Here is a 13,561-nt window from a genome sequence, read left to right as displayed (position 1 = left end):
GGCAGGGGTCTGGGCAGGATGGACCATCGTTCATAGAAGTTGTCGGGCGGCAATACAAAGCATGACAAACGTCCGCCGTCACAGCCTGATCGCGAGTGGATCGCCGGCCCCCTTGGCCTGGAAACAACCGATCCGCCCGTCCTCCAGCCTGAGCGCGGTCAGCACGCCGGTTCGATAGACGCCGGTATCGATGCCGATCCGCTGTTCCCGGATCATCGGTTCCGCCGAATCCCAAGTATGGCCATGGACGATGACCTTTTCGAACCGCTTGCCATGGCTGAGGAACGGTTCGCGGATCCACAGCAGATCGGCGGGTACCTGTTTGCGCAGCGGCACGCCGGGCCGCACGCCGGCATGGACGAAGGCGTAGTCGCCCAGCGTCAGCGTCAGTTCCAGCGCCTGCAGGAACCGCATGTGCGAGGCGGGCATCCGTTCGAGCAGATCGTCGCGCGCGCGCAGGTGATCGTCGATCGCATCGACCTCGGCAGGTGGTTCGACCGCATAGGACCGCAACGTCTCCGCCCCGCCCACCCGTAGCCAGCCGCGTGCCTCCGCCGGATCGTCGAGCCACGCGAGCAGCATCTCCTCGTGATTACCCTTCAGGAAGCGCGGCTCGAACGGGGCATGGCGTTGCAACCAGACCAGCGACGACAATACCTTGGCGGTCGCCGGTCCGCGATCGACATAATCCCCGACGAAGACCAGCAGCGGCCGCCGTCCCTGCCCGCGCGCCGCCACATCGTCGGCGATCATCGCCAGCAGTCTGGTCAGGATATCGTAGCACCCGTGGACGTCGCCAATCGCATAGACCAGCCGTCCCTCGACCGATGCGTGCGGCCCGACCTCCCAATCCGACTCCGCGTCGAGCGTGCTATCCGGGCCGGTCATGGCCGGTCGTCATCCGCCTGCGCCTGCCGCGCGGCGTCGCGCAACCGGGCGGCAAGCTCGTCATAGGTACGGATCGTGCCGTCAGGATCGTCGAGCGATACCGCCAGCGCCCGCGTCCAGATGCGGCGCACCGCCAGCATTTCGCGCCGCGGCACCCCCGCCGCGGTGGCGGCATGATAGGCGGCGACGAGACGACGATCGGCTGCCCGCACCTCGCGATAGATGCAGCGGTTCTCCTCGCTGCCGGGGCGGCAGCCATCGTCGGTTGCGGCGGACGGCGCCGTGGCGGCGGTCATCGTCCGCGTGCCCGCGCGCGGTTGGCGCGCGGGCACGGCGGACGTAGTGGCGGGCCTTTCCATGCCCGGAGAAGCGACCGCCTCCGCAGGCATGTCCGCTTCGTCAGCGGCGACGACGGGCGCGGCGGCGCGATAGGTCGCCGGTATCGACCGGGCGGGCGGTACGGCGATGGATCGCCTGACCGGACTGGGCTGGGCCAGCGCCGCCGCCGGTCGCCGGTCCGCGCCGATCTGGAGGAACAGGAATGCTATTACGGCAATGGCGAGCAGGGGGACGATGATCGTCACCACGCGCACGACCCGCGACGGCGCGCGAGTGGCCGGTGGCGTCTGGACGACGAACTCGCGCGACCTGCTGCTGGCGGCACGCTCTGCCGCCGATGTCTCGGCGGCCTGGGGATGCCGCCGGAAGATCCGTTCCATGTCGGCCGACACCCGATCGGCCACCCTGTCATCCGGCATCCGGTCCACCTTTACGTACTTTACGTATCCGCCATCGCATACGCCATGCCGTCCTGCCCGTGAACCGATGGTTTACGGGTGCCGGCTGCAGGTGAAACGCCGGGAGTCGTCACTCCTTCTGGAGCAACGCCTTCAACCCGGCAAGCGCTCCGAGCGGCCGGGCCTCGTCCTCGCCGATGACGCCCGCGGCCTTCAGCACCTTGCCGGCATTCGGGCCGCGCGGGAAGGGATCAAGCGCCAGCGCCATCGTCTGCGCCGCCGCCTCCCCCAGGTCGATCGCACCGCCTTCGATCTCGATCGTGTCGAGCGCGTCGGCGGACAGTTCGATCTCGTCCTCCTCGGCCACGGGTTCGACGAACCGGACCAGCACCGGCTCGTCGACCGTCACGGCCAGCCGCTCGGCGGTGACCGAGCAGGCCTGCACCACCGCCGCCGTCACCCGTCCGGTGACGAGGATACCCGCCCCGTCGCGGCGCATCGTCAGGTGCGCGGACAGCCGGTCGATCGCGACAAGGTCGAACCGGCGGGCGACCGCGGCCCGTTCGGTTTCGTCGGCCTCGATCGTCACGGCGCGCTCGTCATGCGCGATCGCATCGAGGCGCTCGGGACGGCTCCATTCGGGGGTGGTCATGGCAATTCTCCGGCGATCAGGCTGGCCAGCGGCGTGGCGGACAGGGTGGTGCGCAGCGTGCGCAGATGATGCTCGGCATGGGCGAGCGCGGTGGGTGCGGGCGGATCGCCGCGATACAGGTTGCGGACCAGCGCCTCGGCGAGACTGCCGGTCGCCAGCCCGTCGCGATAGGCGCCGAGCCGCCCGCCCAGCGCCGCCATCATCCGGCCGACCTGCTTGCCGACGACCATGTCGCCGAAACCGATCTGGCGGAGCTGCGCGTCCATGTCGTCGACGAAATGCTCGGTCAGCGCAGCCGAGGGACCGGCCGCGACGGCCTGTTCATCGGGACGTTCCTCCAGCCGCAGCAGCACTATCGCCAGCACCGCGGCGATCATGTCGAACCGGCCGTCCAGCGTATCGGGCACCGCCCCGTCGAGATACCAGTGCGGCGCGCGGCCACGAGCGACCACCGCCCGGTACAGCGGCAATATCGCCTCGTCACGGTGCGCTCCCCTTATCCGCTTCCACCAGTTCACCCGCATTTCTCCCGTCGCCCCGCTCCGGCCACCATGCCCGGCGGTGCATGGCTTGTGCGCTGCGGGCTCCTCGCATATCGAGGCGATCGGTGGCCGATGCAATCGCGGGCGCGCGGCCGCCCCGTCATATCGCTTGCGTGCCCGTCTGGAGTGATCCCCATGCGTTTCCCGTCCGCCGCGCTTGTCGCTGGGCTTATCGTCGGGGTCGCGGTCGGCGGCTGTGCGCCGCTGCGCTCGCATCAGGGTTATGTGATCGATGCCGATCTGGTCAATTCGGTGCAGCCGGGCGTCGACACCCGGCAATCGGTGGCGCAGGTGCTGGGCCAGCCCAGCGTGTCCGGCCAGTTCGCGCCCGATGGCCAGGGCGACTGGTACTATGTCGCCCGCGACAGCCGCAACTACGGGTTCCAGACGCCCAAGGTGAAGTCGCAGATCACCATCCAGATCAGCTTCGATCCCGCCGGCAACGTCACCGCGATCCGCCGCGGCGACGTGTCGCAGGTCGCCTCGATCAGCCCCTATGGCAAGACGACGCCGACGCTGGGTCGCCAGCGCGGTTTCTTCCAGGACCTGTTCGGCAATATCGGCACGGTCGGCGCGGCGGGCGGTGGCGGACCGGGTGGCGGCGGCGCCAATGGCGGCGGGCGCACCAACCCCTGAGCGGCCTGCCCGCGATCCGCCCGGCCTGCACGGCAGAAATGGGCGGATTGCAGTTGGGATTGGCGGCCCGCCCGGCTATAGATCGGGCATGACCACTCCGCAGAATTCGCAGAATCCCGCCAATACCTCCGACTATGGCGCCTCGTCGATCAAGGTGCTGAAGGGCCTGGATGCCGTCCGCAAGCGGCCCGGCATGTATATCGGCGACACCGATGACGGATCGGGCCTGCACCACATGGTGTTCGAGGTCAGCGACAACGCGATCGACGAGGCGCTGGCCGGGCATTGCGACCGCATCGACATCGTCCTGAACCCCGATGGGTCGGTCAGCGTCACCGACAACGGTCGCGGCATCCCGACTGGCATCCACCCCGAGGAGGGCGTGTCGGCGGCCGAGGTCATCATGACCCAGCTGCACGCCGGCGGGAAGTTCGAGAACACCAGCGACGACAATGCCTACAAGGTCTCGGGCGGCCTGCACGGCGTCGGCGTGTCGGTGGTGAACGCGCTCAGCGAGTTCCTCGACCTGACGATCTGGCGTGATGGCGAGGAGCATTACATGCGCTTCGCATTCGGCGACGCCGTGGCGCCGCTGAAGGTGGTCGGCCCCGCGGCACCCGGCCAGAAGGGGACGCGCGTCACCTTCCTCCCCTCCCCCGCCACGTTCAAGATCCTGGAGTTCGACTTCGAGAAGCTGGAGCACCGCTACCGCGAACTGGCCTTCCTCAATTCGGGCGTGCGTCTGTTCCTGACCGATGGACGGCATGAAGAGCCCAAGACGGTGGAGCTGTATTACGAGGGCGGTATCGCCGCGTTCGTGAAGTGGCTGGACCGCGCCAAGACGCCGCTGTTCCCCGAACCGATCGCGATCCACGGCCAGCGGGATGAAGTGGGCATCGACGTCGCGCTGGAATGGAACGACAGCTATTACGAGAACGTCCTCGCCTTCACCAACAACATCCCGCAGCGCGACGGCGGTACGCATCTGGCCGCGTTCCGTGCGGCGCTGACCCGCACGCTCAACAACTATGCCGAGAAATCGGGGTTACTGAAGAAGGAAAAGGTCAGCCTGACCGGTGACGACATGCGCGAGGGGCTGACCGCGATCGTCTCGGTCAAGCTGCCCGACCCGAAGTTCAGCTCGCAGACCAAGGACAAGCTGGTCTCGTCCGAGGTGCGGCAGCCGCTCGAAAGCCTGATGGCGGACAAGCTGGCGGAATGGCTGGAGGAAAACCCCGCGCATGGGCGCAGCATCGTCGGCAAGATCATCGACGCCGCCGCCGCGCGCGAGGCGGCGAAGCGTGCGCGTGAACTGACCCGGCGCAAGGGCGCGATGGATATCGCATCGCTGCCCGGCAAGCTGGCCGATTGCCAGGAACGCGATCCCGCCAAGTCCGAACTGTTTCTGGTCGAGGGTGATTCAGCCGGCGGTTCCGCGAAGCAGGGCCGCGACCGCCATTTCCAGGCGATCCTTCCCCTGCGCGGCAAGATCCTGAACACCGAGCGCGCCCGGTTCGACCGGATGATCTCGTCCAAGGAGATCGGGACGCTGATCCAGGCGATGGGCACCGGCATCGGCCGCGACGATTTCAACGCGGACAAGCTGCGGTATCACAAGGTCGTCATCATGACCGACGCAGACGTCGACGGCGCGCACATCCGCACTCTGCTGCTGACCTTCTTCTACCGCCAGATGCCCGAACTGATCGAGCGCGGGCACCTCTTCATCGCGCAGCCGCCGCTGTACAAGGCGACCAAGGGCCGGTCGGAGGTCTATCTGAAGGACGATACCGCGCTCGACGAATATCTGGTCGAGGGCGGCGTGCAGACGATGGTGTTCGAGACGGCGGTGGGCGCCCGCACCGGCCGCGACCTGAAGGACCTGACCGATCACGCGCGGCGGATGCGCACGCTGATGCGCTACGTCCCGCGCCGCTACGATCCGTCGATCATCGAGGTGCTGGCACTGGGCGGCGCGCTCGACCCCGCGCTGACCCGCGAACAGCGGCAGGCGACCGTCGCGGAAGTGACGCGGCGGCTGGAATCGGGAGAGACCGGCACCGTCGGCGAGGCGACGTGGACCGCGCGCCTGACCGAGGATGGCGGCATCCATTTCGAGCGGCGCTGGCGCGGCGTGACCGACCACCACATCGTCGAGGCGAGCTTCATCGCCTCGGCGGAGGCGCGCAAGCTGCACACGCTGTCGGCCGAACAGGCCGACAGTTTCGCCCAGGCCGGCAAGCTGGTGCCCGCGCGCGGCGCGGCGCAGGCGACCGCCCCCGAGGACGAGGACCGTGAGGGCGACGATGCCCCCACCGACGAGAATGGCGAAAAGACCACGCTGGCCCGTGGCGAATCGCGGGTCGCGCGGCCCTCGCAGTTGCTGGATGCGATCCTTGCCGCAGGGCGCAAGGGCCTCGCCATCCAGCGCTACAAGGGGCTGGGCGAGATGAACGCCGAACAGCTGTGGGAAACCACGCTCGATCCGTCGAACCGCACGATGCTGCGCGTGACCAGCGACGATGTGTCGGCGGCGGACATGATCTTCACGCAGCTGATGGGCGAGGTGGTGGAGCCACGGCGCGAGTTCATCCAGGACAATGCGCTGAACGTCGCTAATCTGGACGTGTGACCGGAGCCGGCCCGGTTTAAAAGTCCATTGGGAAACTCGCCCTTTCGCGAGTTTCCCAATGGACTCTACGGCAGGATGACATTGGGCTCACCCGATCCGTCATTGCGAGCACAGCGAAGCAATCCAGCGCCGGATCAGGACGCCCTGGATTGCTTCGCTATGCTCGCAATGACGGACATCTGGTTCAGCCAGATGACATCCGGCTCTATGGCGTCCCGTCGACGCGATCGAGCAGGCGCTGCGCCTGTTTCAGGTGCGGGGCGTCCACCATGCGGCCATCGACCTGCAACGCCCCCGCATCCGGGGCGGCGGCGAAGGCGGCGATGATCGCCCGCGCCGCCGCCACCTGTCGCTCGTCGGGTGAAAAGGCGGCGTTGATCGTCGCGATCTGGGTCGGGTGGATCGCCATCATGCCGGTGAAGCCGTCCCGCGCCGCGCGCCGGGCATAGGCATCCAGTCCGTCGAGATCGCGGAATGCCGGATACACCGTCTCGATCGCCGGCACGCCCGCCGCATGGGCACCGAACAACGCCAGCGACCGCACCATGTCATAGGGTGCGGTGTAGCGGCCGTCCACCTCGCGCGAGGTCGCCGCGCCGATCGCGGCAGGCAAATCCTCTGCGCCCCAGGTCAGTCCCGCCAATGGCACACCCGCGTCGGCATAGCTGCCGAGCTGGAAGATCGCGACCGGCGTCTCGGTGGCGATCGGCAGGATCGGTGCATCGATCCCCGCCGCTGCCAGCCGCCGGGCGAGCAGCCGGACGCTGTCTGCACCCTCCGCCTTAGGCATCACGATCGCATCCGGCGACAGGCCGTGCAGCGCGGCGACATCGTCCGCCAACAGATCGGTATCGAGCGGATTGACCCGCACGAACGTCGCGATGCCGCTACGCGCGGCGAGCCTGGCCGCCACTGCGGCGCGCGCGACATGCTTGTTCGCGGCCGACACCGAATCCTCCAGATCGAGGATCAGCGCGTCGGCACCGCTGGCGGCGGCCTTGTCGAACCGTTCGGGCCGGTCACCGGGCACGAACAACAGCGATCGCAGCCTCATGCCCCGACCTGCCCGGCAACGGCGCGCTTCAGGAGCGCACTGCGCAGGCATTGGCAGACAATCTCGTCGCGCTGGTTGAGCATGCGGTGCGAGAACGTGACGATACCGGCATCCGGCCGTGACCGGCTGTCCTTCACCTCATGCACCTCGGTTTCGGCACGCAGCGTGTCACCGAGGAACACCGGCTTCGGCATCACCAGCCTGTCATAACCGAGATTGGCGACCAGCGTACCGAGCGTGGTGTCGCCGACCGACAGCCCGACCATCAGCGCGAAGGTGAAGGTGCCGTTGACGAGTATCTGGCCGAACTCGCTCGCCCGCGCCGCCTCCGCATCCAGATGCAGCGGCTGCGGGTTGTGCGTCATGGTCGAGAACAGGAGGTTGTCCGTCTCGGTCACGGTGCGGCGGATGTCGTGGACGATCCGGTCACCGACCGTCCACTGGTCGTAGAAACGTCCGGCCATCAACTCTCTCCCCTGTCGATGCGCACCAGCAGCGTGCCCTCGGGCACCTGTGCGCCTTCGGCCACTTTCAGGTCGGCGACGATGCCGTCGAACGGGGCCAGCAGCGCCTGCTCCATCTTCATCGCCTCCAGCACCAGCATCCGTTCGCCCTTGCTCACCGCCTGCCCCGCCGTGACCAGCACCGCGATCACGCGGCCCGGCATCGGCGACAGGATCGCGCCGTCACCGTCGCCGCCGCCCGCGACATGATCGGCGCGGCGTGGACCGAACGGCCATGCCTCGCCGTCGAGGAACAGCACGCCGTCCGCCACGACCACGCCGGTGCCCGGCGCGTCGGTGACGAGATACGGCTTGCCCGCGACCTCCACCTCGATCCGCGGCGACGGTGCGGCGTTGGCCCGGAAGCCGCGCAGGCTGGTCCACGGATCGCCGGTGGAGACGGGCAGGATCGCTCCCGCCGCCGCCGCCAGCACCGCCGGGGACGGCTCGGCCGACGGGATCAACGCATCCGCATGACGCTCGATAAAGCCGGTATCGACGTGCCCCGCGACGAAATCGGGATGCGCCGCCGCGCGTGCCAGAAAGGCGGCGTTGGTCCTGACCGGCCACACCTGCGTGCCCCGCGCCGCCGCTGCCAGCTTCGCCGCCGCCTCACGCCGGCTGGCGCCGTGAACGATCAGCTTGGCGATCATCGGATCGTACCAAGGCGTGACCGCACCGCCCTCCTCGACGCCGCTGTCGATGCGGACGTCGCCCGGAAAACGCAGCCGGTCGAGCGGGCCGGTCGAGGGCAGGAAGCCGGTCGACGGGTTCTCGGCATAGAGCCGCGCCTCCATCGCCCAGCCGGTGATCGACAATTCCTCCTGCCGCTTCGGCAACGGCTCGCCCGATGCGACGCGGAGCTGCCATTCGACCAGATCCTGTCCCGTGATCGCTTCCGTCACCGGATGCTCGACCTGCAACCGCGTGTTCATTTCCATGAACCAGATGCGGTCGGCGCGCAGCCCCTCGGACCCGTCGGCGATGAACTCGATCGTGCCCGCGCCGACATAATCGACCGCCCTGGCCGCGCGCACCGCCGCGTCGCACACCGCCGCGCGCGTGGCCGCATCCATGCCCGGCGCGGGGGCTTCCTCAATCACTTTCTGATGGCGGCGTTGCAGCGAACAGTCGCGTTCGAACAGGTGGACGGCCCCGCCATGGGTGTCGCCGAACACCTGCACCTCGATATGGCGGGGCGACAGGATGTATTTCTCGATCAGCACCTGCGTGTTGCCGAACGAGGCCGCAGCCTCGCGCTTGCAGCTTTCGAGCATCTCGGCAAAGTCGGCCGCGGCATCGACCTTGCGCATCCCCTTGCCGCCGCCACCGGCGACCGCCTTGATGAGCACCGGATAGCCGATCGCGTCGGCTTCGGATTGCAGGCGTTCGGGCGACTGATCCGCGCCCAGATAGCCGGGCGTCACCGGCACACCGGCGGCGATCATCCGTTCCTTGGCGGCATCCTTCAATCCCATCGCCCGGATCGCGGCGGGCGGCGCACCGACCCAGACCAGTCCGGCCGCGACCACCGCCTCGGCGAATTCGGCATTCTCCGACAGGAAGCCATAACCGGGGTGGATCGCCGCCGCGCCCGTCGCGCGTGCCGCTTCCAGCAAGCGGTCCTGCCGTAGATAGCTGTCGATGGCGGCGGCGGTGCCGATGCATACCGCCGCGTCCGCCTCGCGCACGAACGGCATGTCGGCATCGACGTCGGAATGGACCGCGATGGTACGGATACCCAGCCGCTTCGCGGTGTGGATGATGCGGCGGGCGATCTCGCCGCGATTGGCGATCAACAGGCTCTGGATCATCACCATCACATCCGGAACAGGCCGAACTGCGCGCGCTTGGGAATCGGCGCGTTCAGCGTGGCGGAAAAGGCGAGCCCGAGGACGTCGCGGGTCTGCACGGGGTCGATGATGCCGTCGTCCCACAGTCGCGCGGTGGCGTAATAGGGATTGCCCTCATCCTCGTATTTCTGGCGAACCGGCGCCTTGAAGGCTTCGGCCTGTTCGGGCGTCCAGCTTTCGGCATCGCGGTGGACGGTGGCCAGCACGCTCGCCGCCTGCTCGCCGCCCATCACCGAGATGCGGGCATTGGGCCAGGTGAACAGGAAGCGTGGGCCATAGGCGCGCCCGCACATACCGTAATTGCCCGCGCCGAAGCTGCCGCCGATCAGTACCGTGATCTTCGGCACCGATGCAGTGGCGACGGCGGTGACCAGCTTCGCGCCGTTCTTGGCGATCCCTTCCGCCTCGTACTTGCCGCCAACCATGAAGCCGGAGATGTTCTGGAGGAACAGCAACGGCACCCGCCGCTGGCACGCCAGTTCGATGAAATGCGCGCCCTTCAGCGCAGATTCGGAAAACAGCACGCCGTTATTAGCGAGGATCGCGACCGGCATCCCCCAGATGCGGGCAAAGCCGCACACGAGGGTAGTGCCGTACAGCGCCTTGAATTCGTGGAACTCCGATCCGTCGACCAGCCGCCCGATCACCTCGCGCACGTCATAGGGCGCGCGCACGTCCTGCGGTACGAGGCCGTAGAGTTCCGCCGGGTCCAGCTTCGGCGGACGCGGCGCGGTGATCTCGATGTCCACCGCCTTGGGCCGGTTCAGCGTCGCGACGATATCGCGCACGATCAGCAGGGCGTGTTCGTCATTCTCGGCGACGTGATCGACGACGCCGGATTTACGGCCGTGCGTCTCCGCCCCGCCCAGTTCCTCGGCGGAGATCACCTCACCCGTCGCCGCCTTCACCAGCGGCGGCCCGGCGAGAAAGATCGTGCCCTGATTGCGCACGATCACGCTTTCATCGGCCATCGCCGGGACATAGGCACCGCCGGCGGTACAACTGCCCATCACGCAGGCGATCTGTGGAATGCCCTCCGCCGACATCTGCGCCTGGTTGAAGAAGATGCGGCCGAAATGCTCGCGATCCGGGAACACCTCCGCCTGATGCGGCAGGTTCGCGCCGCCGCTGTCGACCAGATAGATGCAGGGCAGGCGGTTCTCGCGTGCGATCTCCTGCGCGCGGAGATGCTTCTTCACCGTCATCGGGAAATAGGCACCGCCCTTCACCGTCGCATCGTTGGCGACGATCATGCACTCGCGCCCGGAAACGCGGCCGATCCCGGCGATCACGCCCGCGCCGGGCGCGCCATCGTCGTACATCCCGCTCGACGCCAGCGCGCCGACCTCCAGGAACGGCGAGCCGGGATCGAGCAACCGTTCCACCCGGTCGCGGGGCAGCAGCTTGCCACGCGAGACGTGCCGGGCGCGATGCTGCTCCGAACCACCCAGTGCGGTCTTCGCGACGGTCGCGCGCAAGGCCTCGGCCAGACCGCGATTATGCGCCTCATTCGCCTGATATTCGTCCGAGGCCGGGTCGATCAGCGTGGTAAGCGTTGTCATTATTGCGCTTTCGGTGCGTCGTGACCGATCAGTTCGCGCCCGACGAGCATCCGCCGAACCTCGTTAGTGCCAGCCCCGATGTCGAGCAGCTTGGCGTCGCGCCAGTAACGCTCGACCGGCCAGTCCTTCGTATAGCCCGCGCCGCCCAGCGCCTGAATCGCCTCGTTCGCGACCTTCACCGCATTCTCGGACGCGAACAGGATACAGCCCGCCGCATCGAACCGCGTCGTCCGTCCCGCATCGCACGCCTTGGCGACCGCGTAGACATAGGCGCGCGACGTGTTCAGCGCGACGTACATGTCGGCGATCTTCGCCTGCATCAGCTGGAACTCGCCGATCGCCCGACCAAATTGTTTCCGCTCGCGGACATAGGGCAGGACGACGTCGAGGCACGCCTGCATGATGCCGAGCTGGATGCCGGACAGCACCACCCGCTCGTAATCCAGTCCCGACATCAATACCTTCACGCCGCCGTTCAGCGGCCCCATCACCTGTTCGTCGGCGACGAAGCAATCGTCGAACACCAGTTCGGCGGTCGGCGATCCACGCATCCCGACCTTGTCGATCTTCTGCCCGATCGAAAAACCGGACATGCCCTTTTCGATCAGGAAGGCGGTGATGCCCTTCGACCCCGCGTCGGGGATCGTCTTGGCATAGACCACCAGCGTGTCGGCATAGGGTGCGTTGGTGATCCAGAACTTCGTGCCATTCAGGCGATATCCGCCATCGACCTTGTCGGCGCGCAGCTTCATCGACACGACGTCCGATCCGGCACCGGCCTCTGACATTGCGAGGCTACCGACATGCTCACCCGAGATCAGCTTCGGCAGGTATCTCGCCTTCTGCTCCGCATTGCCCCAGCGGCGGATCTGGTTGACGCACAGATTGGAATGCGCGCCATAGCTGAGACCGACCGAGGCGGACGAGCGGCTGATCTCCTCACAGGCGATCAGATGCTCCAGATAACCGAGACCGAGGCCGCCATCCGCTTCCTCGACGGTGATGCCGTGCAGACCGAGCGCCCCCATCTCGGGCCACAGTTCGCGCGGGAAGCTGTCCTCCGCGTCGATACGGGCCGCGATCGGCTCGATCCGGTCGAGCGCGAACCGTCGTACCGTATCGCGGATCGTATCCGCCATCTCGCCCAGGCCAAAGTCCAGCTCTGCCATCTTGCTCTCCCGAATATCGTTGCCGCGACTTTTAGGGCGATGCGGCCTGCATGCAAAATTGAAAGAGCCGGGGGAAGTTCATAGATCATGTCTATGATCGACCGGTATCACCTCCGCTATTTCCTATCGGTGGTCGATACCGGTAATTTCTCGCGCGGCGCGGCGGCCTGCAACGTGTCGCAACCGACGCTGTCGGTCGGCATCGCCAAGATGGAGGCGGCGCTCGGCCGGTCGCTGTTCCACCGCACCAACCGCCGCGTGGAGCTGACCGATGCCGGGGTCCGGCTGCTCGGCCATGCCCGGATGATCGAAGCGGAATTCGCCGCAGCTGAACGCGAGGTAGTCGGCACGGTCGATGGCGGCACGCTCCGCCTGGGAGTATTGTCGACGACGCCGCGGCGCTGGACCGAGCAGATCCTGCACGAACGCCGCGCCTTCCCGACCGGCGACCGGATCGAAATCGTCGAGGGTACGGAGCGGGACCTGCGCCACCGGCTGGCCCGAGGGCGGATTGACGCGGCGGTGACGATCATGCGCGACGACGACGATGCGGACAGGGGACGACCGATCCTGATCGAAGGCTATTCGCTGGCCCTCGGCACCGCGCATCCCCTCGCCACGCGTGTTCGCATCCGCGTCGAGGAACTGGCGAACGATCCCATGATCCTGCGCCGACACTGCGAACTGCTGTCGGAAACCAGCCGGTTCTTCACGGCGCGCGGTATCCGCCCCTTTTTCCCGGCGCGAACGACGAGTGACGACAGGGCGCTGGGCTATGTGCGGGCCGGCCTGGGGGTGACGGTGATGCCCGATGGTTTTCGCGAAGCCGGCGTCGTGCGCATCCCACTGGAAGGTTTCGACTTCACCCGTACCATCGGGCTGATCCATGCCGCGCATGTCGACGCGCAATCCGCCTCCCATCGCCAGATCGCCGACGCACTGGTCGCTGCCGTCACCGACGATCGATAGCGCCCATGCCCGTCGCCACAATGGTGATATCGATAGTTAGTCCCCGATGTTTAATCAGCCTGTATATTTCGTGATTTGTAGGCGAGCGCACCGGGAATAGGCAAGACGATCGCCAAGTTTGACCTGAAGTTCGTCAGCCTATGATTGGCACGGCTGGCAGCAACGTAAAAAATCCCATAGAAACGCAAAGAACCTCGGAGCGTGTAGCTACCGAGGCGGTGGTGTATGTCGGGTGTTTGGTTGCGGGGACAGGATTTGAACCTGTGACCTTCAGGTTATGAGCCTGACGAGCTACCGGGCTGCTCCACCCCGCGGTGGCCGGCTTGTTGGTGCCGGCGTGTACCTTCCCCGTTGGGATGCGGGG

General features: G+C 67.1%; 12 protein-coding genes and 1 tRNA gene. 3 read left to right on the top strand and 10 right to left on the bottom strand.

What is annotated here, in order from left to right:
- Positions 1–78: 78 nt before the first annotated feature.
- The 4 genes from ABD719_RS03355 to ABD719_RS03340 form a co-directional block, all read right to left on the bottom strand.
- The gene (locus ABD719_RS03355) at positions 79–888 is read right to left on the bottom strand and encodes a metallophosphoesterase family protein (RefSeq protein ID WP_344691976.1); all 810 of its coding nucleotides are present in this window, start codon (positions 886–888) and stop codon (positions 79–81) included.
- Complete coding sequence (locus ABD719_RS03350; protein ID WP_344691975.1) at positions 885–1,646, bottom strand: hypothetical protein; 762 nt, start codon at positions 1,644–1,646, stop codon at positions 885–887. Before ABD719_RS03350 ends, ABD719_RS03355 begins: the two co-directional genes overlap by 4 nt.
- A gap of 109 nt (positions 1,647–1,755) precedes the next feature.
- Positions 1,756–2,277, bottom strand: a complete 522-nt coding sequence (locus ABD719_RS03345; protein WP_344691974.1) for a YceD family protein — start codon at positions 2,275–2,277, stop codon at positions 1,756–1,758.
- On the bottom strand, positions 2,274–2,801 hold the full coding sequence (locus ABD719_RS03340) for a ubiquinol-cytochrome C chaperone family protein (protein WP_344691973.1): 528 nt from the start codon (positions 2,799–2,801) through the stop codon (positions 2,274–2,276). Before ABD719_RS03340 ends, ABD719_RS03345 begins: the two co-directional genes overlap by 4 nt.
- A gap of 153 nt (positions 2,802–2,954) precedes the next feature.
- Here ABD719_RS03340 and ABD719_RS03335 point away from each other — a divergent pair, with 153 nt between their 5' ends.
- On the top strand, positions 2,955–3,455 hold the full coding sequence (locus ABD719_RS03335; protein WP_344691972.1) for an outer membrane protein assembly factor BamE: 501 nt from the start codon (positions 2,955–2,957) through the stop codon (positions 3,453–3,455).
- An 88-nt stretch (positions 3,456–3,543) separates the two neighbouring features.
- Positions 3,544–6,087: a DNA topoisomerase (ATP-hydrolyzing) subunit B gene (gene gyrB / locus ABD719_RS03330; protein WP_344691971.1), complete on the top strand. Its 2,544-nt coding sequence runs from the start codon at positions 3,544–3,546 to the stop codon at positions 6,085–6,087.
- Between the two features lie 205 nt (positions 6,088–6,292).
- On the opposite strand, the gene ABD719_RS03325 is transcribed toward gyrB, so the two are convergent.
- The 5 genes from ABD719_RS03325 to ABD719_RS03305 are packed head-to-tail and all read right to left on the bottom strand — an operon-like array spanning position 6,293 to position 12,228.
- Positions 6,293–7,141, bottom strand: coding sequence for an HpcH/HpaI aldolase/citrate lyase family protein (locus ABD719_RS03325; RefSeq protein WP_344691970.1), 849 nt, complete (start codon positions 7,139–7,141; stop codon positions 6,293–6,295).
- Positions 7,138–7,605: a MaoC family dehydratase gene (locus ABD719_RS03320; protein ID WP_344691969.1), complete on the bottom strand. Its 468-nt coding sequence runs from the start codon at positions 7,603–7,605 to the stop codon at positions 7,138–7,140. Before ABD719_RS03320 ends, ABD719_RS03325 begins: the two co-directional genes overlap by 4 nt.
- Positions 7,605–9,458 (bottom strand): acetyl/propionyl/methylcrotonyl-CoA carboxylase subunit alpha, encoded by a 1,854-nt coding sequence (locus ABD719_RS03315; protein WP_344691968.1) that lies wholly within the window; start codon positions 9,456–9,458, stop codon positions 7,605–7,607. Before ABD719_RS03315 ends, ABD719_RS03320 begins: the two co-directional genes overlap by 1 nt.
- Positions 9,459–9,463: 5 nt before the next feature.
- Positions 9,464–11,059: a carboxyl transferase domain-containing protein gene (locus ABD719_RS03310; RefSeq protein WP_344691967.1), complete on the bottom strand. Its 1,596-nt coding sequence runs from the start codon at positions 11,057–11,059 to the stop codon at positions 9,464–9,466.
- Complete coding sequence (locus ABD719_RS03305; protein WP_344691966.1) at positions 11,059–12,228, bottom strand: isovaleryl-CoA dehydrogenase; 1,170 nt, start codon at positions 12,226–12,228, stop codon at positions 11,059–11,061. The genes ABD719_RS03310 and ABD719_RS03305 overlap by 1 nt, the downstream gene beginning before the upstream one ends.
- A gap of 93 nt (positions 12,229–12,321) precedes the next feature.
- Between ABD719_RS03305 and ABD719_RS03300 the strand changes: the two genes are divergently transcribed.
- Positions 12,322–13,197 carry a LysR family transcriptional regulator gene (locus ABD719_RS03300; protein WP_344691965.1) on the top strand — a complete coding sequence of 292 codons (876 nt, stop codon included), beginning with the start codon at positions 12,322–12,324 and terminating at the stop codon, positions 13,195–13,197.
- Between the two features lie 237 nt (positions 13,198–13,434).
- Here the strand turns inward: ABD719_RS03300 and ABD719_RS03295 are convergent.
- A tRNA-Met gene (locus ABD719_RS03295) sits at positions 13,435–13,511 on the bottom strand.
- Positions 13,512–13,561: the final 50 nt, after the last annotated feature.

The sequence above is a fragment of the Sphingomonas cynarae genome, assembly GCF_039537815.1.
Taxonomy (GTDB): domain Bacteria; phylum Pseudomonadota; class Alphaproteobacteria; order Sphingomonadales; family Sphingomonadaceae; genus Sphingomonas; species Sphingomonas cynarae.
This window is presented reverse-complemented; position numbering and strand designations above follow the sequence as displayed.